This is a genomic window from Nostoc sp. XA010 (assembly GCF_020829625.1).
Lineage (GTDB): Bacteria > Cyanobacteriota > Cyanobacteriia > Cyanobacteriales > Nostocaceae > Nostoc.
Genome location: NZ_JAIVFX010000055.1, coordinates 1 through 21,781, shown reverse-complemented (window position 1 = coordinate 21,781; position 21,781 = coordinate 1). Strand labels below are relative to the sequence as shown.

25 protein-coding genes and 2 pseudogenes are annotated in these 21,781 nt (G+C 41.5%); 10 read left to right on the top strand and 17 right to left on the bottom strand.

Features of this window, described 5'->3' with window-relative positions; translation table 11 throughout:
• The 5 genes and pseudogenes from LC608_RS33250 to LC608_RS33230 all read left to right on the top strand — a co-directional run.
• Positions 1–103: pseudogene (locus tag LC608_RS33250) on the top strand (IS5/IS1182 family transposase); the annotation flags it as partial.
• A gap of 26 nt (positions 104–129) precedes the next feature.
• Positions 130–1,746 (top strand): cupin domain-containing protein, encoded by a 1,617-nt coding sequence (locus LC608_RS33245; RefSeq protein ID WP_229557637.1) that lies wholly within the window; start codon positions 130–132, stop codon positions 1,744–1,746.
• Positions 1,747–1,823: 77 nt separating this feature from the next.
• Positions 1,824–2,783, top strand: coding sequence for an NADPH:quinone reductase (locus tag LC608_RS33240; protein WP_229557636.1), 960 nt, complete (start codon positions 1,824–1,826; stop codon positions 2,781–2,783).
• 14 nt (positions 2,784–2,797) lie between these two features.
• The gene (locus LC608_RS33235; RefSeq protein ID WP_229557635.1) at positions 2,798–4,060 is read left to right on the top strand and encodes a condensation domain-containing protein; all 1,263 of its coding nucleotides are present in this window, start codon (positions 2,798–2,800) and stop codon (positions 4,058–4,060) included.
• A gap of 73 nt (positions 4,061–4,133) precedes the next feature.
• The gene (locus LC608_RS33230) at positions 4,134–5,147 is read left to right on the top strand and encodes an alcohol dehydrogenase (protein WP_229557634.1); all 1,014 of its coding nucleotides are present in this window, start codon (positions 4,134–4,136) and stop codon (positions 5,145–5,147) included.
• A gap of 178 nt (positions 5,148–5,325) precedes the next feature.
• Here the strand turns inward: LC608_RS33230 and LC608_RS33225 are convergent, their stop codons facing one another.
• Both LC608_RS33225 and LC608_RS33220 read right to left on the bottom strand, forming a co-directional pair.
• The gene (locus tag LC608_RS33225) at positions 5,326–5,463 is read right to left on the bottom strand and encodes a hypothetical protein (RefSeq protein ID WP_229557633.1); all 138 of its coding nucleotides are present in this window, start codon (positions 5,461–5,463) and stop codon (positions 5,326–5,328) included.
• Positions 5,464–5,571: 108 nt separating this feature from the next.
• The gene (locus tag LC608_RS33220; protein ID WP_229557632.1) at positions 5,572–5,922 is read right to left on the bottom strand and encodes a hypothetical protein; all 351 of its coding nucleotides are present in this window, start codon (positions 5,920–5,922) and stop codon (positions 5,572–5,574) included.
• A 413-nt stretch (positions 5,923–6,335) separates the two neighbouring features.
• On the opposite strand from LC608_RS33220, the gene LC608_RS33215 reads away from it, so the two are divergent.
• Together LC608_RS33215 and LC608_RS37090 are read left to right on the top strand one after the other, a co-directional pair.
• Positions 6,336–7,445, top strand: coding sequence for a 3-deoxy-7-phosphoheptulonate synthase (locus tag LC608_RS33215; protein ID WP_229557631.1), 1,110 nt, complete (start codon positions 6,336–6,338; stop codon positions 7,443–7,445).
• A gap of 142 nt (positions 7,446–7,587) precedes the next feature.
• On the top strand, positions 7,588–8,040 hold the full coding sequence (locus LC608_RS37090; RefSeq protein WP_267871306.1) for a transposase: 453 nt from the start codon (positions 7,588–7,590) through the stop codon (positions 8,038–8,040).
• 541 nt (positions 8,041–8,581) lie between these two features.
• On the opposite strand, the gene LC608_RS33200 is transcribed toward LC608_RS37090, so the two are convergent.
• From LC608_RS33200 to parA, 3 genes are all read right to left on the bottom strand, one after another.
• Entirely contained in the window at positions 8,582–9,556 is a 975-nt protein-coding gene (locus tag LC608_RS33200; protein ID WP_229557638.1) for a site-specific integrase, read from the bottom strand.
• Positions 9,557–9,860: 304 nt separating this feature from the next.
• Positions 9,861–10,085 (bottom strand): hypothetical protein, encoded by a 225-nt coding sequence (locus LC608_RS33195; RefSeq protein ID WP_229557629.1) that lies wholly within the window; start codon positions 10,083–10,085, stop codon positions 9,861–9,863.
• Entirely contained in the window at positions 10,075–10,716 is a 642-nt protein-coding gene (parA, locus tag LC608_RS33190; RefSeq protein WP_229557628.1) for a ParA family partition ATPase, read from the bottom strand. The genes LC608_RS33195 and parA overlap by 11 nt, the downstream gene beginning before the upstream one ends.
• 278 nt (positions 10,717–10,994) lie before the next feature.
• Here parA and LC608_RS33185 point away from each other — a divergent pair, with 278 nt between their 5' ends.
• Complete coding sequence (locus tag LC608_RS33185; protein ID WP_229557627.1) at positions 10,995–11,192, top strand: hypothetical protein; 198 nt, start codon at positions 10,995–10,997, stop codon at positions 11,190–11,192.
• 252 nt (positions 11,193–11,444) lie between these two features.
• Positions 11,445–11,774, top strand: coding sequence for a hypothetical protein (locus LC608_RS33180; RefSeq protein ID WP_229557626.1), 330 nt, complete (start codon positions 11,445–11,447; stop codon positions 11,772–11,774).
• A 135-nt stretch (positions 11,775–11,909) separates the two neighbouring features.
• Here LC608_RS33180 and LC608_RS33175 read toward each other — a convergent pair.
• Positions 11,910–12,467 (bottom strand): annotated as a pseudogene (locus LC608_RS33175) (Rpn family recombination-promoting nuclease/putative transposase); the annotation flags it as partial.
• A gap of 143 nt (positions 12,468–12,610) precedes the next feature.
• On the bottom strand, positions 12,611–13,243 hold the full coding sequence (locus tag LC608_RS33170; RefSeq protein ID WP_229557625.1) for an alpha-ketoglutarate-dependent dioxygenase AlkB: 633 nt from the start codon (positions 13,241–13,243) through the stop codon (positions 12,611–12,613).
• A gap of 305 nt (positions 13,244–13,548) precedes the next feature.
• On the opposite strand from LC608_RS33170, the gene LC608_RS33165 reads away from it, so the two are divergent.
• Positions 13,549–14,382: a hypothetical protein gene (locus tag LC608_RS33165; protein ID WP_229557624.1), complete on the top strand. Its 834-nt coding sequence runs from the start codon at positions 13,549–13,551 to the stop codon at positions 14,380–14,382.
• A 29-nt stretch (positions 14,383–14,411) separates the two neighbouring features.
• Here the strand turns inward: LC608_RS33165 and LC608_RS33160 are convergent, their stop codons facing one another.
• The 10 genes from LC608_RS33160 to LC608_RS33115 form a co-directional block, all read right to left on the bottom strand.
• Positions 14,412–15,254: a DNA adenine methylase gene (locus LC608_RS33160; RefSeq protein WP_229557623.1), complete on the bottom strand. Its 843-nt coding sequence runs from the start codon at positions 15,252–15,254 to the stop codon at positions 14,412–14,414.
• Entirely contained in the window at positions 15,247–16,107 is an 861-nt protein-coding gene (locus tag LC608_RS33155) for a HaeIII family restriction endonuclease (RefSeq protein WP_229557622.1), read from the bottom strand. The genes LC608_RS33160 and LC608_RS33155 overlap by 8 nt, the downstream gene beginning before the upstream one ends.
• A 208-nt stretch (positions 16,108–16,315) precedes the next feature.
• Positions 16,316–17,767 carry a hypothetical protein gene (locus tag LC608_RS33150; RefSeq protein ID WP_229557621.1) on the bottom strand — a complete coding sequence of 484 codons (1,452 nt, stop codon included), beginning with the start codon at positions 17,765–17,767 and terminating at the stop codon, positions 16,316–16,318.
• On the bottom strand, positions 17,764–18,333 hold the full coding sequence (locus tag LC608_RS33145) for a hypothetical protein (protein ID WP_229557620.1): 570 nt from the start codon (positions 18,331–18,333) through the stop codon (positions 17,764–17,766). Before LC608_RS33145 ends, LC608_RS33150 begins: the two co-directional genes overlap by 4 nt.
• A 64-nt stretch (positions 18,334–18,397) precedes the next feature.
• Positions 18,398–19,039 carry a hypothetical protein gene (locus tag LC608_RS33140; RefSeq protein WP_229557619.1) on the bottom strand — a complete coding sequence of 214 codons (642 nt, stop codon included), beginning with the start codon at positions 19,037–19,039 and terminating at the stop codon, positions 18,398–18,400.
• Entirely contained in the window at positions 18,978–19,253 is a 276-nt protein-coding gene (locus tag LC608_RS33135; RefSeq protein ID WP_229557618.1) for a hypothetical protein, read from the bottom strand. Before LC608_RS33135 ends, LC608_RS33140 begins: the two co-directional genes overlap by 62 nt.
• 46 nt (positions 19,254–19,299) lie before the next feature.
• Positions 19,300–19,968, bottom strand: a complete 669-nt coding sequence (locus LC608_RS33130) for a hypothetical protein (protein WP_229557617.1) — start codon at positions 19,966–19,968, stop codon at positions 19,300–19,302.
• A gap of 12 nt (positions 19,969–19,980) precedes the next feature.
• Positions 19,981–20,490: a hypothetical protein gene (locus LC608_RS33125; protein ID WP_229557616.1), complete on the bottom strand. Its 510-nt coding sequence runs from the start codon at positions 20,488–20,490 to the stop codon at positions 19,981–19,983.
• A 328-nt stretch (positions 20,491–20,818) separates the two neighbouring features.
• Positions 20,819–21,091, bottom strand: a complete 273-nt coding sequence (locus LC608_RS33120) for a hypothetical protein (RefSeq protein ID WP_229557615.1) — start codon at positions 21,089–21,091, stop codon at positions 20,819–20,821.
• Entirely contained in the window at positions 21,078–21,650 is a 573-nt protein-coding gene (locus LC608_RS33115) for a hypothetical protein (protein WP_229557614.1), read from the bottom strand. Before LC608_RS33115 ends, LC608_RS33120 begins: the two co-directional genes overlap by 14 nt.
• Positions 21,651–21,781: the final 131 nt, after the last annotated feature.

Below are 21,781 nucleotides of genomic sequence, written 5' to 3'. Positions count from 1 at the left end.
GTATCATCGTTTGAGTAAAGATTACGAACGTCTGACTGAAATGAGTGAAGCTGCCATATATGCCGTTATGACTCGTATTATGTTACGTCGTCTAGCCCTCTAAAGATTTACTTTATAAATGGTCTCTTAGTGGCATTACAAGACTCACTAAATTCGGCAGAATGGCTGTTTGGCAACTATGATAATTTTGTACCACCTAGTGCAGTTACTGGCACACAATTCTCAGTCTTCGACAGCCTTTACAAAAACGTCTCTTCAGTATCCAACCATTATGCAAAAGCCCATACTCATTTTTCTGAATGGGAGGATTCGTTCGCAACAAATTCACCTAAAAAACTACTGAATAAACAACATTCTGGTTTCTCATTCCAACACACCAATCATCACGCAAATGCTAGAAAACAACAAGGGCACTTCTTACCATCATCAGAACATTTTCATAAAGCAGTGAAGCGCGATCGCCATGACATAGATTGGCATCATTCAAAGCATGAACCACCTCACAAATTTGCCGAGCGCCCAGTGGTGCTATCAGATACAGATCGTAAAGGATACTGGTTATTTGGCGACCATGCGACTTTTGTCGCCACTGGCAAAGAAACTAAGGGACAATTTTCACTATTTGATTTCACAACCGTCCCACAAGGTGGCCCTTTAGTACACACTCATTATCGAGAAGGTGAGTTTGCCTACATTTTAGAAGGAGAAGTTTCTTACCAACTTCACGACCAAGTTTTTACAGCTACTGCTGGAAGTTTTGTCTACGAACCCAAAGGTCATCCTCATTCCTTTGTCAACTTAGGAACAACCACAGCTCGTCATCTTGTATTCAGTTTTCCTTCAGGGTTAGAGAATTTGTTTGCAGAAGCAGGTTTACCTGGTTCAAGATTCTCTCCACCAGCACCTCAAGTTCCATCTTCAGAGTTTTTAGATGCAAATGTAAAGCTCTTAAACAAGTATGGAGTAGACGCTCAAAACTCTATAATTTTTGCTCCGTTTGATTATAACTCTACTAAAAGTGGATCTCCTGAAGTCACCTTGCTCCGCCCTGGTGAGTCAAAAGGAGCTGTTAGCGCCACAATTACTGTTAATGATGGTAAAAACATCAAACATTTACCTGTAAACTTTGCTGATGGTGAAAGATTAAAGACTGTATCTATTCCCTATGTTCGTGGAAATTCAAGCACAGTAGATAGAACTTTCAATCTAGCCTTAACTGACCCTAAGGGTGGGGCAACTATCGGAATGTTGCAAGATAAGGCTGTTGTGATAATTAAGAATGACAATAATTATACCATAGCTAATGGAAATACTCCCGATAGTTTACCAAAAGTATTACCTAACCAAGATAGTGCTGCATATTGGTTAGAAGGTGATAACTATAAGTTTGTGGCTACTAGTGTAGATACAGAAGGACAATTCTCACTATTTGATGTCTTAGTTGGGCCACAACAAAGTGATTCACTTCTTTATGCTCCAGCAGATCAAGGATACTTCGTTTTAGATGGAAATGTAGATTTTCACATTGGTGACCAAGTTTTTAATGCCGCCCCCAATACCTTCGTTTTTATACCCGAAGGTAACCCTTACGCATTAACAAATTTAGGAACCACAAACGCAAGAACCCTATTATTCAGTACCTCGTCAGAACTTGAAAACTTTATTTCCTATCTGGGTACACCAGGAGACATATTTAATCCTCCCTGTAATTCGTTTTCACAACACAACCACACATATATTTGTTAGTGATCGTGGCTTTGGCTGTAATTTCATTTTGAAAAAATATTTGCCTAGTAGGTTTTACCTAACAATAGGAGAAAACAATGAAAACTATTCGAGTTCATGTCTTTGGCGGTCCAGAGGTCATGCAACTAGAAGAATTACCAGATATTAAGCCTGGTTCAGGACAGGTGGTAGTGCGGGTTAAGAGCATTGGAGTTAACCCTCTTGATGCTTACCTGCGGTCAGGTTTGAACCCTCAACTTGTTTTGCCCTACACTCCTGGGATGGATGCGGCGGGCGTTGTCGAATCCATTGGCTCAGACGTCACTCAGGTAGCAGTAGGAGATAGAGTGTTTACAACAGGAACCATCAGTGGTGCGTATGCAGATATGGTACTGTGCGAAGTGTCTCAAGTGCATTCATTGCCGCAACATCTCACTTATGCCCAAGGATCTGCCATCAATGTTCCTTATGCCGGTGCTTATCGCGCTCTTTTCCATCGGGGGCAAGCAAAGCCTGGAGAGGTTCTTTTAATTCACGGTGCCAGTGGTGGAGTTGGTATTGCCGCCGTGCAGTTAGCACGATCTGCTGGGATGATGGTGATTGGTACCGGTGGCACTGATGCTAGACGACGTTTAGTAGTTGAGCAAGGGGCACATTATGTGTTCGATCATCACGATCCGAGTCATCTGGAGCAAATTATGACCTTGACCAAGGGTTGTGGGGTAGATGTGATTTTGGAACTTTTAGCTAACGTTAATCTGAGCAAAGATTTGGGCATTTTGGCTCTAAGGGGTCGCGTTGTAGTGATGGGCAGCAGAGGCACGGTAAAGATTAATCCCCTTGATGCTATGTACCGTGACGCCAGCATTTTAGGTACTTCTTTGCGGTTAGCAGACGAACGCGAAAAAGCCAGCATTTATCCAGCGCTGCTAGCAGGTTTAGAAAACCAAACTTTGTGCCCAGTTGTTGGTTACCAGATGCCATTGGCAGATGCGTCACTTGCTCATATTGCAGTGATGGAACCAAGTTCTAAAGGCAAAATCGTTTTGATCCCTTAATGAAAGGATGTTCTATGAATCGTTTATTAGGAGCAAGTGAGCATTTTTTGTGGCTGCGAGACCAAGCTTGGTCGGTAAACTTTGCTTTGGCTGCATCTGTTACAGGTACGTTGACTGTGCGACAACTAACTGATGCCCTAGCTTGGGTTCAACTGCGACATCCACTTCTGCGGGTCAAAATTGCCATAGACGAACACCAGCAACCACAATTTATATCAGAAGATGTTCCTGCCATCTCACTGCGAGTAGTTCAACGGCAAGGAGAAGAACATTGGACTCAAGAAGTTGCAGATGAAATAGTGTCTCCTTTTTCATGGAGCCAAGGCCCACTATTACGTGTAGTTTTGCTCCAAGGAGATAATTCGGAACTAATTTTAATCTGCCATCACTCTATTGGTGATGCTTTATCAATAGTTTACTTGTTGCGAGATATCTTACAAGAAATTGGCACACCAGGTAGCGATTGCCAAATCCTTCCAGAAATCCCGCCGCTGGAAGAACTGATTCCGCCTTCTTTCCAGCACAAAAATGATACTGTTGTCATAGCTAACTCTCATCATCTTGAACCTGAAGAGACACCAAGAAAATGGCGGCCTACCATACTCAGTTGGTCTTTAGAAGTAGAAGAAACTAGCAAACTTGTTTTACGCTGTCGAGAAGAACAAGTCACTGTACATGGTGCTTTATGCGCTTCATTTCTCTTATCAATGATCCATGAAGCAGGTTTATCAGCGGAAACGTCTATTAAGTGTCTTTCTCCCTTGAATGCTAGGAGTTATCTTGTACCACCAGTAGGCTTAGATATGGGTGTTTATATAGCTTTGCCAGTAACTGCCCACAAGCTTAAACGCGAAAGCGACTTCTGGGATTTAGCGCGCGAGGTTAAACACCAAATTAATGAAGTGGTAGCCCAAGGTAAAATGTTTGAGGGCATTCCAAAACTCAAAGCATTTCTGTCTACCAAACCTACCCCGAATGTCGTATATCAACAAGTACTCGAAAGAGGAGACGATCTAGCAGTTTCTAATCTAGGTCGCTTAGACATTCCCCAGCAATTTGGCAACTTACGTTTACGTGCCATTTATGGTCCAACGCTACTTGGTTCTGAAAATGTCAAGGTTGTGAGTGTAGCTACATTAGGTGGCAAAATGTTCTTCACCTTTGCTTGTTTAGAATCAGTTACCTCACAAACCGATGCCAAGCAAATCCAAGCCAGAGTTACACAGCTTATCCATAAAGTAGTCAACCAATCAATTTCACAAGGCGCATTAGTATAAGCAACTAGTTTTCTAGTTTAATAACTATCGTTGCGATACAAATCTACTATTTTTGAAATCAAGGAATGCAGAAATGAGTTTGATGAAAGCTGCTCAAGTCGGTCACCCTGGTGGAGACTTTGAAGTTGTTGAAAAGCAGATAGCCGAACCTCAGCGAAATCAAGTTCGCGTAAGAATAGAAGCCTGTGGCATTTGTCATGGAGATGTCTTTGTTAAAGAGGGTTTGTGGCCTGGAATCAAATATCCTCGTATCCCTGGACATGAGATTGCAGGATACATCGATAAAGTTGGAGAAGGAGTCACTACTTGGCAGGAAGGACAACGTGTAGGCGTTGGCTGGCATGGCGGACATTGTTTTCAATGTGAACCTTGTCTGCAAGGTGACTTTAGCAATTGCCAAAATTCTTTAGTTACTGGAATAGATTATGATGGCGGCTATGCAGAATATACAGTTGTTCCTACTTCATCTCTTGCGAGTATTCCAGACGAATTCAACTCGATTGAAGCCGCACCTTTACTATGTGCGGGGATGACCACTTTTAATGCTTTACGTAATTCTGGAGCAAGAGGAGGTGATATTGTTGCTGTGCAAGGAGTAGGTGGGCTAGGACATCTGGCTATCCAATTTGCTAGTAAGCTCGGTTTTAAAACTGTGGCTATATCGCGCGGACAACACAAGGAAACACTAGCACGAAAATTGGGTGCAGATTATTACATTGATACCGAATCGGTTAACGTAGTAGAAGCACTTACCAGCATGGGAGGAGCTAAGGCGATTATAGCAACAGCACCAAACAACAAAGCAATTTCTGCTTTAGTGGATGGTTTAGCTGTCAATGGCAAGTTATTAGTTGTGGGAGCAACAGGTGAACCTTTAGAAGTATCACCTTTTCATCTCATCAAGGGAAGAAAATCTATTCAAGGTTGGCATAGCGGCAATGCTAAAGATTCCGAGGAAACTTTAAGCTTTTGCTTATTAAGTGAAATCCGACCAATGATTGAAACGTTTCCGTTGGAGGACGTGTCAGAAGCTTATAAATTTATGCTCCATAACAGAGCTAGGTTTCGTGTGGTTTTGAAAATGTAAAACAATAATACGCCTTATGTGAATTAAGCTACTGGATGCTGTTCAAAAATAAGTACATCAATACCAAAACGCTGACACAGAAACAGACGCAGAGTATGACTAGCTATTGAATCAGGGCGAGTTAATCATTAACCCTAATTTCTTACAAAGCCTAAAAAAACTAGAACGGCAAAGTTTGCTAGACAAGTAGTTTCTCAAGAGTTGTCAAGTAAGCTTGAGGATTGCGACGGAATCGAAGTTGTTCAATGCGAGTAAGTTGATATTGGCGTAAATTAGAGCGTAATTGTTGCCAAGTCTGAACACAAACTTGTGCCAAATCTTGGGCTGTAAAAGAATGAAGTGCAGTACCGATAGCTGAAGCTAATTGGACTTTTCCTCAGATTACAAGTGATGAAGGAGCGACTTTACGACCAGTACAACGACGTTAATGATGCCGTAAAATACCAAATACCTGTTCAAGGTCATTATTAGTTCTAGGTAGACCTTTAGCCTCGTAACAATGAAAAAGTCCAGACCAATAACTACGAGTAATCTTTAAGAAATGAGTAATCCCAGGTTCTAAAGTACTTGCTTCATGTTTCTCGCGTAACATTGAATCAAGTAAAGTTTGAAAACTACGTTGGACTGCGATTGCATCAAGACCTGTTTCGTTGTCAAGAATCTCTGCGGCTTGAGCAATCCAGTTATAAGCAACAGTAATTGGAGCGAATAAAGATGCTGTTTGTTCAAGCCCTTTGTTCAGAATTTGTTTGAGCTTGATTAAGGGTTTTGGCAACCCCCTTTTTGAGCTACCCTTTCTAGGCTGGCTTCAATCAAACTGAGGCGTTCTTGTAATTTTAATCCCGAAGCATCTAGTGCTGGACGACCATCATTTGTCAATGAACCACGTACAGCTAAACAATATCCACGTACAACTTCGGCGGTCGGTTGGTCACAGTCACTAACACGTAGATAAAGGTCATGCTTTTGATAACATTGAACTCTTGAACTTCATCATTTAATCACAAGAAGATGTCGAAGAAGTCATTGAAAACATGAACATTATCCACACCCTATATTCCCAAATGGTTGCTAATTCCTTCGTTTAGTCAAAGTTACTAATCCCAAAGAACTTATTCACACACTTTCAGCCAGGATTTGCTTAATACTTTCTGGCTTTTATTACAAATTAATCCTGAGGTTAAAATTATGAGTTTCACTGAGACAGACACAATCGAACAGCATCTTGAGCAAATTTTTCAAGCCATTCCTCCTGAATTATTTAAAGAATTAACTAATACAAATATTGAAAATTACCACGTTTTATTAGCTCCTCAGGAAGTAAAAGCCATATTACCTTTAACAGAAACTGCTGAAGAAACAGCTCTAAAATTTAGAAATCAAATAGAAAAAATCTTAGACTTTCAAGATTCCAGAAAATTTATAGTAGTTGGACCTTGTTCTATTCATGACCCGCTAGCAGCGCTGGAATACGCATATAAATTAAAAGAATTAGCAGATCGCGTCCAAGATAAATTACTGTTAATCATGCGGGTTTATTTTGAAAAACCCAGAACTACAGTAGGTTGGAAAGGCTTAATTAATGACCCAGATATGGATGATTCTTTTTATGTCGAAAAGGGTCTGTTAATTGCCAGAGCTTTACTACTCAAACTAGCAGAATTAGGGCTACCTACAGCCACAGAAGCCCTCGACCCTATTATCCCTCAATACATTGGTGAACTGATCTCATGGGCCGCCATAGGTGCGCGCACCACAGAATCCCAAACTCACAGAGAAATGGCCAGTGGTCTTTCCATGCCAGTAGGATTTAAAAACGGCACTGATGGGAACATTCAAGTAGCCTTAAATGCTTTACATTCTGCGAGAATGCCCCATAATTTTTTAGGCATTAGCCCAGAGGGACAAGTGAGTGTATTCAAAACAAAAGGTAATACTTATGGTCATATAATTTTGCGCGGCGGTAATCAGCCTAACTTTCATGCAGAAAGCGTTAAAGATGTAGAAAATAAATTAAAAGCCGCAAAATTGCCCGCCAGAATCGTGATTGATTGTAGCCATGGTAATACTAATAAAAACTATAATTTGCAAGCCAACGTCATAGAAAATGTTGTCCAGCAAATAGCTGATGGAAACCACTCAATTGTCGGGATGATGCTGGAATCAAACTTATTTGCAGGTAATCAACCGATTAACTGTAAACGGAAAGAACTAAAATACGGAATTTCTGTAACTGACCCCTGCATTAGTTGGGGAGAAACAGAGAAAGTTATCTTGGCAGCGTACGAAAAATTGTAGAGATAAAACGTAATCTTCAAGTCAAGTTTACCTGTGTGGATGTGGGTACTGCTGGCACCCGGATTTCTCACAAACTCTGAAAACACCATAGTCAAAAACTGCTAAGATGTATATATAGCAAGCATTTTAGCAGTTTTAAAGCCTGACTCGACCAGCAACGCGTAGGCAAAGCCCGCCGCAGGCATCGATACCAAAGGAGTTCAGATTTGAACAGCCAAAATCACCCCCAGTTGTAGTTAATTTCAACGGGGGACAGGTAACATCTGATGCTGGGTTAAGCTTAATTGCGGAACTAGACCGAAAACTGCAAATAACATCACGATTAGCAAGATGTTTCCAAGATTGCCGTCAAGCAAATCGAATGTTGCATCCAATAGAAAGCTTAATTGCACAACGGATATACGGGAATGGCACTAAGAAAAGCTCTAAGCTATACAGGGTAAGCGCTACAGATTTTAAAGCTATAAACAGTGTCGGGACGGGGCAGGCGATTGTCCTTGATGAAGTGTTGCGATCGCTAATGAAGTTTGCTCCCGGCGTAACCGCCCGCCTTGTTGGGATGCCTGCGGCGGTAAACTACACTGACTGTGCCTGACTCTAGGCGAAAATAGAAGGTTCGTGTCACCAGGTGCAGCCTTGTAAAGTTTTGTAAAAATTATCCATTTTTTAGGCTTAATTGATAAAAAATACAAATGATAACTTTGCCTAGTTTGGCTTATTTTAGGCAATGTTATGAGCGCAACTGAGCGGAAGAATAAGGTTTGAGCCTTCTTTGACAAGAGCCTTCAACTTCTGTTTTCGGCAATATTTTCTAAGTTGGGACAGATAAGCTCGAAGTGTTCACTAGGCTGAAAGCCAAACTAGGCAGACTTTTCTCTCATATAGACAAAGGCGAACGCGTGAAATTTGTTACAAAAACTTTACATCGTGATAAATTTTGCGCGTATCTTGTCTTTACCCCTAATGGCATCTCAGCTATGTTAGCGTATGGAGTACGCTAACTGCTCTCCCACACCTTTTTTCGTTCACCCCTCAGAGCCTGACACAGCTAAAAACTGTTCAATAGTAGTTGTAGCAGCCATTTCACACCAAATGGCGGAATTTTTCATGAATCGTTGCAATACCCCAACTTCATTTCAATTTTTGCGCCTGCTATACGGTACATTCAGCAAATCAATCGCCCGTTTCTTTGCCGCTTCCCCACGCCTATCATATTTACTTGTCGTACTTGGCGACGCATGACCTGCAAGTTTCGCTATTGTGACGATATCTGCCCCCGCATCTAATAGATTACCGATAAAAGTTCTTCTAAAATCATGGGGTGTAAACGCATCCACATCAGCTTTTTCTCCGCGTCGTTGCAATGCCCGTAACACTCCCTGCTCACTCATCCGTCTCGGTATGATTTTCTGTGCCTTATTTAAAGGATAAAAAAGCGGACCATGTGCTTTCCCCCGAATTAGCAGCCAATCAAGAACTGCTTGCACGCCAGCTTCAGGTAAATATACAATTCGTTCCTTCCGCCCCTTAGCTTCCCGTATTGTTAATGACCGAGTGCGCGGCTTAAAATCGCTCAAATCAAGAAATGTTACCTCACTGCGACGCAAGCCAACCGTCAAAACTGCCAGCAGTGCTGCATCCCTCCTTCCTAATGTTGAGTCATCTTGAATACAATCTGACCACAGCGCAGAAATTTCTTCGGCATCCAGTTCGCGCCCTTTCAATAAACTCTGTCCCCGCACCGACTCAATATCAGCCGCTCGTCCATACTCATCGGTGGACATTAACCCCAAACGCCATGCTTCCTTGAGCGTCCGCCGTAACGCACACAACATTTTATTAGCCATTGCTGGGCTGTATTTTTCCATCAGCACTGACCTAACTGCGGCTGTGTGTTGGTAACGCAACTTTGACCAATCCAAAGTGCTTGCATCACAAGTGCCACTGGTTAGCAACCGAGAGATCGCATTCAACGCCTCCCGCATTGTCCGCCGGGAACCCTCACCTAGGCTGTTAAGGTAAACTTCAGCTGGGTGTAGCGTGAGAGGTACTGGTTCAGTTAACGCCAGTGATTCTGAATTGAAATTGTCAGCGATCGCGCGGGTGTTCACGGCAAGTTTAATGAGGCTTTGAATTAGATCCTCCCTCAAAAAGAGCTTCCTGTATACCTCTCAGCCCTTAAGGATTGCGAGAATAATATTTCTCTTCACCCATTTGCGCTATAAGCGTTGCTACGTCAACAGTTTTGTGGTCGGATGTAGCAACGCTTTTAACCCATCCACGCTCTTTCAACTGCCATTTAGAGCCAATTGACCCAGACGCAACAACGCCCACTCAAAACCGTATACAATTCTGCTTCATGCAGAGTACCCGCTTGTAATGAGTATTTGAGTATTTACTCAAATGAGGTTTTACTCAATATTTGGAAACTGGAGTATTTAGATATGCCTCTAGTGCCTTGATCACAATGTTGGTGATGCTGCTGCCCTTGCCTTCCTCTATGGCCCGCACCTTAACTTTGTTGTGTAAGCTGACTGGGATTTCTGCATTCAAGCGAGTAGTTTCTTCCTTACTTGCTTCTTCAATCGCCAAGTTTTTCTGCTCATGGTCGCGTCGTGTTTTCTTTGCTTTAAGCACCATGCTTGAGTACCTCCAGCACTTCCTTTTTGAGTGTATTAATTTCTCTAGCTGCATCGCTGCTGGGGTCACTGAAAACAGTTAATCCCTCTGCTGCCGTTGTTGGGTAGACTACCCGTTGAGTTGTGCCTGCCTTAAGCACAGGTAAACCATAATCTGAGAGTGCTTGATTAATCTCCCCACTGAGCTTGGTATTTTTGATTGCTCTGCTAATGACAAAAGCGGCTTTTGGTTTACCGTTGGTGACTTCTCGACGTGCGGCGATGATGTCAACTAGATCGGCACACGCCCAAATGTCGTAGGGGCTAGGCTGTACAGGGATGAGAACCAAATCAGCAGCCTTGACCGCAGCTGCACTAAGCTTGGCGATTTGCGGCGCACCGTCGATTACAATCCAGTCGTACCCTTGCGAGATAGCTTGCAAGTCCTTAGCCAGTGTTTCTCGGTCTAGTCCAACAACCGGGATGATGTTCCCAGAGCTTGCTTCGTTCCAATCCCTTGCACTGCCTTGCGGATCTGAATCTATCAGCAATACTGTGTAATTATCTCGCTTCAGTGCATGAGCAAGATTAGTAGCAATGGTTGTTTTACCTGAGCCTCCCTTTTGGTTCAGAATGGCTATAACTGTTGGCATTTAAAGACTCCAATATTTTGAGTAAACACTCATTTGAGTAAATACTCAAATGATCAAAGCATTAATTCTGGGTAATGGCAAGTTAAAAATAAAACAAAATTCCGAATCACTAGAAGCGAGTTTTAGTTGATGAGATAGACTCCAGTTTTTTGAGTAAAAGCTCATTTGAGTAAGTATTCATTTGAGTAAATACTCAAAATTATCTAGTAGAAAGCTTGTGACAGACTAAGCGGGCTATGCTTAATGAGAGCGAAAAATGCCTACTGTCAATGACCTAAATGAATCCTATTCCTGAATTTCCCGTTATTTTTGTTACCAAGGCCAATTATGAGCTTTCCAGTAACGAAGCGATGGGCAGCAAATATAAATTTTGGTTTACTGATGAACAACTTGGTCGCTGCCTATATAAACAAGCGCGACAAAATTTAGGAGAAGATTGGAATCAGGAAAATTGGCGTTATACAAAAATATCGTGAATCAGTCAGCAAACACCATTGGTAATAGAGCGATGTCTACGACGGGCTACGCCTACGCTTCGAGGTAACTAGGGGCATGGTCTGAAATAGTCAATAACTAACCCGTAAACCGTTAATCCGGTATAGGGGTTCTCTCGCTCAACCAAAACCTAGCGATGTAGTGAAAAGGTAAATACTCAGTAACAATAACCTATTATGCAAGAAGTTTTACAATTAATTGTAAGTACAGGACTTTGCGGGACAGTTTGCTTTATGCCGCTGATGTACATTACAGAGTGGTTAGTTTTACCTGACGCTAAGAAAGGACACGCTATATTAAGTGCAATTTTAGGGGGAGTTGGTGGCTTTATACTGGGTGCGGTTATTGGGTTAGTTGTAGTGGGGACAAACTCCGGTAGAATGAGAGCCACGTTAATAGGGGCGAGTGTTGGGACGGTTGTTGCTGGCATTTGCCTATATCAAACGGGTAATATGTTCCAGCCTTTCTTCGTGTTTCCTGAATACATATTGCGTGGCGTAATGACCATAGTGATTACCGCAGTGATCGGGTCGATTAGCGCATCATGTAACAGTGAACTTTGATATCAAGCCCCGCCTGTGCCGCCAATCGCCCAAGCAGCTTTCGCACCGCATCAGTTGGTGTAAGGTATTCTCGCTTACCTGTAATGTTTGTTAGGTAGACGAGTTGGGGGTGGCAACCTCATTTATGATTGGTGGTAGTGTCCGGTTTACGCGATTTATTTCGTTTTTCGCCAGTGTTCCTGTTTCTTCTAATTGTACCCGCTCAATTAATAGACGAGCTTGCTCGGCCATCGCTTTCTCTGAGGCGATTGTCAACTGCATTAAATTGATGCCTATTGGCTGCTGATTAGGAGTGCCTAACTCATCCAGATAAATTCGCTGCACTTGGTCGCTGTTTAAAAACATTCGATGAATTCTTGTATTGCTTGGTTCCAAACTGCGATTTGGGAAAATTACCACACAATACCAGTCATCGTATTGAGACTGATTCCGGTTCAAATACATCATCGACTCAGTAAAAAAGCGATGATAAAGAGCTTCGTCTTTCTGAAATTGAACTTCTGCAAAAAAGATAATCCTGGGTGTTGCACCCTCTGGAGGTAAAAAGACCCCATCAATGCGAAAGGCGGTTTCTTTCACCTCAACCGACTCAAATCGATAGTTCTGTGCCTGTTCAGGACGGTAATTAACGAGTTCAAAAATTAACTCAGGAAATCGCTTAAAAATTTTGTAATAAATCGAATCGCGTTTCACTAAATCCGCCTGATAATTGCTTATTATTCTCTATTAATTTTATCGTTAAACTGCCATCACCATATCGTATCTAAGCAGCAGACATTTAGGTGATTTTGCTTCTGGTGGCAGCTTCAGTAACACTACCAAAAATTAGGACACAGTTAACTTACTTTCCTAAAAGTAAGATTTATTCTAGGTTGCATAAGTCTGTTTGTTTTCGGTATTTGGTGTTGCCAGTAGTGTTGTGTAGCTCCCGTCATCAGCAAGAAGCTTCCATGAGTCAGTTCAATTTCGTACTTTAATTCTTTTTGTGTTTTGTTTCTAAACATAAAACGACGAGTAGCCCCAAAACTTACAGAAGCAATGACAGGGTTTTTCCCCAGTTCTGGCTCATCATCACTATGCCAAGCTACGCTATCTTTACCATCACGATATAGATTAAGTAACACACTATTAAATTGAGTATTAATTAAAGCCTCAATTTTAGATTTAATTTTTATTAATGTAGGACTCCATAAAATAGGTTCCATTTTGATTTTAGAGTAACAGTAAGATTTACCTGGATCACCGTACCAAGCAGTAAGCCTTGGTAAGTTAACTTGCTTACCAAAAAGCTTTGTGACTTCTTGCGTCCAAGAAGTTGTGTTATGTAAATCATAAAATATCTGATCGCTCTCATTTCTGTCGAAGAAGTTGCGGTACAAGATTACTTCGGCATCAGACATAGGTAATTGCTCACCGTGCTTCAGACTTTGTTCATTTGCATCTTGCCATAATGAGAGTTGAGTGTACATAAATAAATTTAACTATGAGTTGCTACACAGTTATATTGCTATATCCTATCTAACACTTAAAGCAATCGATATTAACTATATTTTAGATCAAAAAAATCTGTGTTTTATATTGTTAAGTTTCTTATAACAACAATGTTTGGAAAGAATCATAAACAATACATAGTGCATAAGGAAGCCAAAAAATATAAAGATTTTAAATATATGTAAATATGTATGCTAATGTAGTAATTTAAACTCAGCGCTTTGCATATAGTGATATTTACTATACATTTTTAGAGTTTACTATCTAAGTAGGATTACTGCTAATGAACTGCTTTCAAATCATTAAGTCTGTTCTGGATGAGGCATATAACGAAATCCCAGGAGATGAAGCTGGAAAAGATAATGATATTAAGGATGCATTTGAATACTTGCGAACAAACTATTCTCAATTATGGAATCAAAATAAAATTGATTACAGTAATTCTATTACTAGATTTGCTTATATTTATGTATATGTAACATCACACGCAAACTTAGTGTGTTCTCTTATCCAACAGAAGGAAGATTTATGTAAGCTTTTTGATAATAACAAAGTAGACGTAGCTTGTATTGGAGGAGGCCCAGGTAGTGACTTTCTGGGAATTCTAAAATACCTAATAACGAACCAAAAGTCACCTGATGCAACATTTCAACTCTGTGATCGAGAAGCAACGTGGGCAGAGTCTTGGATTGATGTTCATAAAAAGGTTGATCCAAAATTTCGGATATCAACTTCTTATTTACCCCTCGATGTAACTCACCCAGATAGTTGGAAACCCTTCACAAAGTATTTTCAATCGGATATTTTTACAATGATTTACTTTATGTCGGAAGTATTCGCTTTGCGGGAATCAGCCGAGGAATATTTTGCAACCATATTTAGTAAAGCAAAGCCTGGGTCTTTCTTCTTATTTATTGATAACAATGCTGCTCAATTTTATAATTGGTTTGATGCTTTAGCTAAAACTCACAATATTAAAATTATAGACAGTGGAGAACGCAAGGAGTGGTTGCCTTATCACGAGGAAAAGTCAGATTTAGGAAGATATTTTCAAAAGTTTTCTTCTCCAAAAATTACAGCTAACATTGCATATCGTATTGGTAAAAAAATGTCTTAAATTAGAGGCCGCCATTAGTTCTAAACTTCTCACACAACCTCCATGATTGTAGCCAAATTGTATGATTCAACAGGATAGTTGGTGATGAACAGTTCCTTGCCTTTGCCCGCCTTCTGCTGTTTGTAGTTGTTCATCCCGTATTGCAACTCCCATTCATAAATGTAGGCAAAAGAAAAGTGATGCCGCACTTGTTCACAGTTATCGTAAGTGATCAACCATTTGTGTGAACACTCCGACATCAGTTTGGCAAAGCGAGAATGGTCAAAACAGGTATGCAAATCACCTTTCTTACCATAAAGCTTAGATTTAGTCTTGCTGAGATAAGGTGGATCTAGAAAGATAAATACATCTTCTCCCGGTTCGGTAAGTAGGGTGCTGTAGTCGAAGTTACTCACACGGGTATTAACAAAGCAACCATTCAAAGCCGCTAGTCGCTCAATCGAAGAGTCTGTAAACCGACCTTTGAAGGAAGCACTACTATAACCGCCACTCTCAATGGTTCCCGAAAAGCTGATCCGGTTAAGAACAAAAAACCGCACACCCCGCTCTAGTGGACTCATGGTACTAGTATCTGCGGCTGCGAGAGATTTAAACAAGGCACGTCCATCTGTGTAAGAGCGTTTTACTTTCCAGACCTCCTCAACTAGCTCTCTTTGATTGGTTTTGACTTGATGCCAGAAGTAGTAGAGTTCTTGGTTGAAATCATTGACCCAGCAAGGCATACTGGGGTACTTCTGTAAAACATGAAAAAATACAGAACCTCCGCCAACAAAAGGTTCACGGAATTCCTTAAATGTAGGAGGTAGATAGTGAGCAATTTGAGGAATTGCCTTTTGCTTTCCGCCGGGATAACGTAATGGACTTTTAAACATAAGGAATTATAGTAGCAGTAAGGGGATTTTTTAGTGCCTTAGTATCAAATTTCAAACTAGGAGAGTTTTTCAGTTGGCTTGATGCGGTATGTAAGCGCATAGAAATTTCCCATCCGTTGTCAAAACTCAAAAAAACATACTGTTTGTTAACCGTTGCTATCACGTTAGTAGGCATTTGGATTTCTGCAAACTGCTGAATATTCAGGGTTCGGGCGTGGGTATCAACAATAATTTTGTAGTAATTCACATTACCAACAAGGTATTGAAATAGCTTGGTGGCGCAAGTGTCAGCATGGCTATTGATAAATTGGCTAACCAAATTACAGACTTGAGTATACAAATGCTGTTCAATCAAAGCAGGCGGTAGTTCTGCAAAAAGCTTTGCCTGTCCAATATGTTGCATGAACTCCTGTGTGATTACTCGGTATTGTTGTTTAAAATGCTGCATCTGTGGGTCATTTTTAGCGTAACCGCAGTGAACTGGAGTTGTCCCAGGACGTTGGTGCCTGAGTGCGGTATGGTTATGTTTGAGTGACAGATTAACTGTCCATGCTTTTGAAGTTAAACAAATGTCAGTAACATCATTCTGATTCTGATCTGGTAGTCTATCTATCGTGATTGATGGTTGCTTGGACAACTGAAATTGAGGATTCAACCACAGTAGCAGCAGCGCATTAGCCGCTAGTCTCAATTCATTTAAGAGTAATGAATTTAACTCTGTTAACTTGCTGGCATCTCTAAGTTGAGCATTGTTAGCTCTAACTGTTAGGCTGACCTCTGGGTGAGTTATAATTATTACTTCCGTTATCAGGTACTCTAATACACGACCATGCAGGTTTGAACGGGGTGTCATATTTGTAGAACATTATGTTGTTCCACAGAGTAACCGATGACCTGTCAAAGTAATGTGATTTGAAAGCATCGTAAAATTATGCAAAAGCAGACGCAGAAATTATGTAAGTTTTATTACTTGCCCTGCTGGGCTTCTGCGTGATACAGCCTGTTTATGGTTGCAGAACGCCCTCATGTTTGCAGGTATGCTCCTCAGCAAGCGCATAACTTTACGCATCAAAATCAATTGGCTGACCGTTAAAATGTTTGTGAATACTTTCGGGAGTCAACCAACCCGGAATTGTCACCTTTTTATCTACTTCTGCATCTCCTTCAGAGTTGTTTAAACCGTTAATTATTGCAACTTTTAAAGGTGTCTTACCATCGCCGGTTTTACGGTCAATTTGAATAGTGCCTCTGCTTCTACCTTTGGCTGTTCCATCACTGCCACCAACGGCGGTATTAGTGAAGAAATGGGCAATACAGACTAATCTTTCTTCAGCTTTTCTAGGGTCACTAAGAGATGCTTTAACAAACTTTTTGGCAGGTTCCTTGGTGATGTCTGACTCAGAATAGTTAGTGAATTCATCAACTAGTAACTGTTGCGGTTGCTTGGATGGTTGATTATTGATTCTATCTAACCAGCGCTCACGGGCATCATCAAAAGCAAGTCCAATCTCTTCTTCTGTTTGCGCTATCAACTGAGGGTTTAAATATTTCCATGCGTTTCTTAAATTTTCTCCTGCGTGTGCGTCTATCAGCTGATACAAGGGCATATCAAACAGATTTTCTCTAAGCATGACAATCGAAGCTGCTAGAGTTGATTTACCGCTTCCGGCTTCTCCTAGCACCCAAACGGGCTTTTGATTGTCGATAATCTTCCACAACCAGCCATCCTCATGAGCTTTGAGCGCTTCTATCAGTTGGTTTGCTCGTTGTTGATCAACTGATTGCTGATTGTCATTTTCTGCGATCGCTCCTTTGGTTTTGCCCTCAATCTTGCCGCGTTCCTGATCCGCTTTCGCCCTGTCTCGAAGGTTCTCAGCAATGGTTTTATCCATCACAGAATGATTAACAGCACGGGCTTTCATAAAGTCCTCTAGCTGAATACGTGCCTTAGCGCGTTCGTTTTCCTCATCTGTTAGCCCCAATTCTTTACGAGAATGAACGTCTAGGTCAGTTAATCCATCTTTTAAGCGTTCAGTGTAAAGCTGGGTTGAATGCTGCTTAATCTCACGTTTGTGCTTATTTTGATGCCAAGTTGCATAGTCGCTAGTCTTTTCCAGTTCGCCCAGTTCGTAATCCGTGCGCTTGAGGCGTTGCGAACGCACGAGCAAACAACCCACGACACCCCATAGCCCAATAACTGCAATCCCATATCCTAACAACTGATTAGGGTTATCTGTGGGCAAATCACGCACCCATTGAATAGCATCGCCCTTGTAAGGAATGATGCTGCCATACAGTCCATAGCGCTGCCATTCTTCAGTAAGGACAAAACGCGGCTGGTTGCAAAAACGCTTATCCAAAGCTATTTGGCTGTGTACGCCGTTTGCTGACCTTGGGCAAAATTGAATTTGTGTCAGGTCGTAAGGCTGACGTGTTTGCGATGTTGCCAGCCCAATGATTGCGGCTATGCCACACACACCAGCCAGCGCTAACTCGAAAACACCCTGTTTCATTCCCGCCCCTTAAAAATAATTGCAATAGAGCCAATGAATAAAGCCAACGCGACTGCAATACTTACCCAAGGGTCTGATTGTGGATTCTGTTTTTCAATAGTTTGAATATCTTGGCTAATCTGGGACACTGTTTCTTTAGTCAAATTCTCAAAATATTGATGGTCTTTGACTGCTAACCAAGTTGTGATACCTGCAAACACCAAACCACCAGCAGTTTTTAAAAGATTTTGCATATTATCTACCTCTAGTCCGTCACTGTTGTAATTAACTCTCAAGCCCGTTAAACCAGCCAAAGAGCCAACACTGCATATAGAAAATGAGAGCGAAATTGCCAACCAGAGATTAACGCCACCGCCAGTTATTAAGAGATATTTAGCTATAAAGAAACCTGTAGAATTTAGCGACCAACCGACAAAGAATCTCGTCAGTTTTTCAGTTGTATTGATAATGTCTTTGCGGTGCTGCTTGCGCGACTCTAAATGTTCTATCAAGTCTTTTGGTAACGGCGTATCTGGGGCTATTTCGCTTACTAATTCCTCTTGGTCGTCCTCAACATCGTTTGTCATATAACTGTCATGATATTTACTTGCCCGACAGTTAATTCAGGCGGTAACTGTCGGGATTGAATTGTCAGAAACCTAGCAGAGCATCCTTGATTTTTTGGACAATTGAGCGCCCAGCATATTGTTTTTTCGGTTTGAAGTCGTCACGAGCGTTATCACCCATTTCTAAGTAATACTTGCCCAGTTCTCTATCATGTTGCAGGTCAATTGTTTGTTGTCTAATGTCTGTCTGCAATTCTGCTTGCAACATCTTATATTCACCGTCAACTTGCATCATGTGTTTATCCACCCACGCCTTGAGCAATAGATGGTCTGTTGATTGTTGATGGCGTAGCGCTTCTTTCTCCTTGGATGAAGCAAAATCAAGCTTCATCTCTTCTAGGATGTTAGCGAGATGAGTGTCAGCTAAAATCGCTGACTGTACTGCTCTTTCAATTTTTTCGCCGCTAACACCTGCTTGTTTGTAGATGTCGCTAAGGACTATGTTTAAGTCCTCAGTCCCCTTGATAGCAGCTAACATCTGCTCTCTCACCTGTGGGGCAAGTTCACTAATCTTCGCCCCGTCATTACCCATTTGCCCTATTAGCTTCAGGGCGGATTTATCACCTGTTAGCGCTCTAACTACTAAGTTAGTAGATGCGTTAAATTTAGTTTTTAATTGGCGTTCTAGGTGGCGTGATTTGGAAGTTACCAGATTTTTTAGCTTCATTGAACTTTTCACAGCGATATTCCTTCTCTGGGGTAAATATTTGGTTGCAGTGATACTCCATTCGCCTTACATATTGCTCAATAGCTGACTTTCGTTTGAGATATTGCTGATAGTTTGATTGTTCTAGTATTGGCAGATCCAAGCAGCTATACAAGGGTAAAATCACAGCACCGAGCGCACATAAACTAACAGCAATTCTTGAGAAGTAGCTCATTCTCACCCACCGAATCACCAAGCACTCAAGCAGCGTTAAGTCATTACTATTGAGCCGCTTTGAACCTTGCGAGGATTGAGAATTGGGTGCTTTTAATGTTTTGGCGGATGACTCCCATATCCGCTTTGATGTCTCCTGAAAAGTTGTTAACCTTTTGGTTCAATCTAGAAGCCCTGTTGCTTACGTGTTCTCGCAAGTCTTGGGCGTTAGTCTCAAATGATTGCTCAATGACATCAAATTTCTGATCAACGTAGTTCTTGATTGCAGCTGTTACAGTACTGATGAATTGGCTGTAATCGGTAAAAGTGTCGTCAACGTTAAGAGCGATACTTAATGTTTCTTGTTCGGTTAATTCAAACCCCAGCGCCGATGATTGGGCTGTTACAATCTGACGCTTATCTTCACTAGTTACAGTGATGCTGTTAATCTCTTGGGAAGCGACCGTAAGCTGACTGTTATCAAGTTCAGCGTTAGGTTGTGCATCTTCTGGCCCTACTAGAAATATTTCTTCAACGAGTTCATCAACTACAGATAATTGGCTTGTCGATTTGACTTTGAGATAGTCAACGGCTTGACTCAATTGCTCTTTGGTAGGATTGTCAAGGTCATCGCACTCGACAGCAAGAGCAGCTGTTGTGTAATCGTCCTTGGTAAATCCTTGATAACCCTGTTTGTACAAACGAGCGCGGACATTGTTAGTAAACTTGTCAGACATGATGATTACTCCTTATTTGACTAGTGCTAAAACTTCGATGGTTGCGGATTTCATCGGTTGCGATCGTCTGTTGATTGCCCATTTAGCAGCAACAAACGCAACAAGGGCTAAATCTTTGCAGTGATGCCCCTCCTTGGCACTCAAAGAAAGGCCAGCGCGTTCAAACCAGTAATAACGAGTACTGCGCGGTACGTCCGAAAGATTGATTTTGAGATAGTCTGCAAGAATTTCTAAAAACTGTCTGCCTGAGTAGTGAGCATCTAACTCATAGAAATGTCTAAATGCTTGCCAGCGTTCACTAAACCCCTCACCACGACCCGTAAAACTGCCGTAGCGCCGTTTTAGTCCAGCGAAACCCTCAACTATCTTTTGAGCATCAACTGCCTGTACTTCAAAACTGAAATGTTGCTTTAAGGTTGCTACCACTCGATACCAAGTAATATCAGCAATCTGTTTGTTTAACTCGCGCTCGTAAATCTGTTTCAACTGGCGATACTTAGCTATATACTCTTTCGTCGCCACATTTTCTCCTGGTTAATGCTTAAGTGTGTATAAAATTAACTGCCATTCCAGACAAGTCCAAGGTATTTGATGTATGTAATTAGCTGAATCCAGTTATTTGATATCAGCAGTTAGCTGACGACTATCAATAACCTTGGAAAATAAATCTGACAAATCACGAAGACCTTAATTTTCATCGGCTATAACCACGTAATAACAAAGTTTGTCAGCTTTCAAGACATACTGACACTTTCTCGTTTACCCCCGCGAATACGCCCCTTTTGGACTAGTTGACGCGCTTGTACCAAAGCCTTTGTCCGCGACGCGCGGTAGTATCTGTTACCAATGGTTAGAACAAACTCAACTGTATTGAGTTGTGATTTATCTCTGCTGTGTGCTGTTTATATAAGCTCGGCACTTCGTAGCAGCGTCTTAGCACCTTGTCCCGATTGAGCTTTAAGTCAGCACTCTTAGACTGACGCGGTAAAGGACGGAAATAATATTGTGTGTGGTTGATACTGTCACTGCTTGTTAAATATCTGTACAGCGTTCCATTAATCCAGTAAGTCTTGCTCTGGCTCAACAGCGTGACGCATCCTACAAGCTGTTTATCGATCATCATTCTTTTCTCCTGCAACACACGCACCCGTCAAGCTTGCACCCAGGAAGACGGCGATAGATGCGATCGCGCTTCCTTCAAAAATCTTGGCGTTGTAAATCCATGTGGGTTGATATTCCTCCCCTCTGCTTTCTTCAATCCGGTCAAAGCCGTGACAAAAGATAGAACCAACTACCATAAAACTAGTAGTTACCAAGCTCACAATTGCTACTTCTGACGCTCCATCGAGTATGAATGAGTTAATCTTTTCACGCCAAGTCTTCACACGACGAATGTGCATTACTGGCTTCTGTTCTAGATACCTGTGCCACTCAGAATCAGTAAAATTTGTGGGCTTGTAGTCATAGGGTTCGTGTTCGTCAAGTAGTTCACCTACTGCTTGGATTGCATCTCCTAACATCAAATCTGGAGAGTATTCCAGTTGTCTGAATTCCTCTGAATCTCGGATTTCTCTGAGCCAGCGATCTACTGCTTCTAACCTTCGTAATTGATTTTGATTAAGCATTGTTTTCTCAAAAGGTAGTTCGTTGATTGCTTCTAAGTTGCGTAAATTGATATACATGAATCCCAATACTGCTCGGTTAAGGGAAAATAGATAACGGAATAAATCATAATTTGTTCGCGTGTAATCTACGAGAACAAAAACAACTAAAAAGGTTGCTTGTACCTGAAGGCACTCTCGAAAAATTTAAT

Coding starts and splice junctions, on each gene's coding strand:
- LC608_RS33240 (WP_229557636.1), top strand. CDS start 1,824: ATGAAAACTATTCGAGTTCATGTCTTTGGCGGTCCAGAGGTCATGCAA.
- LC608_RS33235 (WP_229557635.1), top strand. CDS start 2,798: ATGAATCGTTTATTAGGAGCAAGTGAGCATTTTTTGTGGCTGCGAGAC.
- LC608_RS33230 (WP_229557634.1), top strand. CDS start 4,134: ATGAGTTTGATGAAAGCTGCTCAAGTCGGTCACCCTGGTGGAGACTTT.
- LC608_RS33215 (WP_229557631.1), top strand. CDS start 6,336: ATGAGTTTCACTGAGACAGACACAATCGAACAGCATCTTGAGCAAATT.
- LC608_RS33195 (WP_229557629.1), bottom strand. CDS start 10,085: ATGGTGCTTAAAGCAAAGAAAACACGACGCGACCATGAGCAGAAAAAC.
- parA (WP_229557628.1), bottom strand. CDS start 10,716: ATGCCAACAGTTATAGCCATTCTGAACCAAAAGGGAGGCTCAGGTAAA.
- LC608_RS33185 (WP_229557627.1), top strand. CDS start 10,995: ATGAATCCTATTCCTGAATTTCCCGTTATTTTTGTTACCAAGGCCAAT.
- LC608_RS33180 (WP_229557626.1), top strand. CDS start 11,445: ATGCCGCTGATGTACATTACAGAGTGGTTAGTTTTACCTGACGCTAAG.
- LC608_RS33170 (WP_229557625.1), bottom strand. CDS start 13,243: ATGTACACTCAACTCTCATTATGGCAAGATGCAAATGAACAAAGTCTG.
- LC608_RS33165 (WP_229557624.1), top strand. CDS start 13,549: ATGAACTGCTTTCAAATCATTAAGTCTGTTCTGGATGAGGCATATAAC.
- LC608_RS33160 (WP_229557623.1), bottom strand. CDS start 15,254: ATGTTTAAAAGTCCATTACGTTATCCCGGCGGAAAGCAAAAGGCAATT.
- LC608_RS33155 (WP_229557622.1), bottom strand. CDS start 16,107: ATGACACCCCGTTCAAACCTGCATGGTCGTGTATTAGAGTACCTGATA.
- LC608_RS33150 (WP_229557621.1), bottom strand. CDS start 17,767: ATGAAACAGGGTGTTTTCGAGTTAGCGCTGGCTGGTGTGTGTGGCATA.
- LC608_RS33145 (WP_229557620.1), bottom strand. CDS start 18,333: ATGACAAACGATGTTGAGGACGACCAAGAGGAATTAGTAAGCGAAATA.
- LC608_RS33140 (WP_229557619.1), bottom strand. CDS start 19,039: ATGAAGCTAAAAAATCTGGTAACTTCCAAATCACGCCACCTAGAACGC.
- LC608_RS33135 (WP_229557618.1), bottom strand. CDS start 19,253: ATGAGCTACTTCTCAAGAATTGCTGTTAGTTTATGTGCGCTCGGTGCT.
- LC608_RS33130 (WP_229557617.1), bottom strand. CDS start 19,968: ATGTCTGACAAGTTTACTAACAATGTCCGCGCTCGTTTGTACAAACAG.
- LC608_RS33120 (WP_229557615.1), bottom strand. CDS start 21,091: ATGATGATCGATAAACAGCTTGTAGGATGCGTCACGCTGTTGAGCCAG.
- LC608_RS33115 (WP_229557614.1), bottom strand. CDS start 21,650: ATGTATATCAATTTACGCAACTTAGAAGCAATCAACGAACTACCTTTT.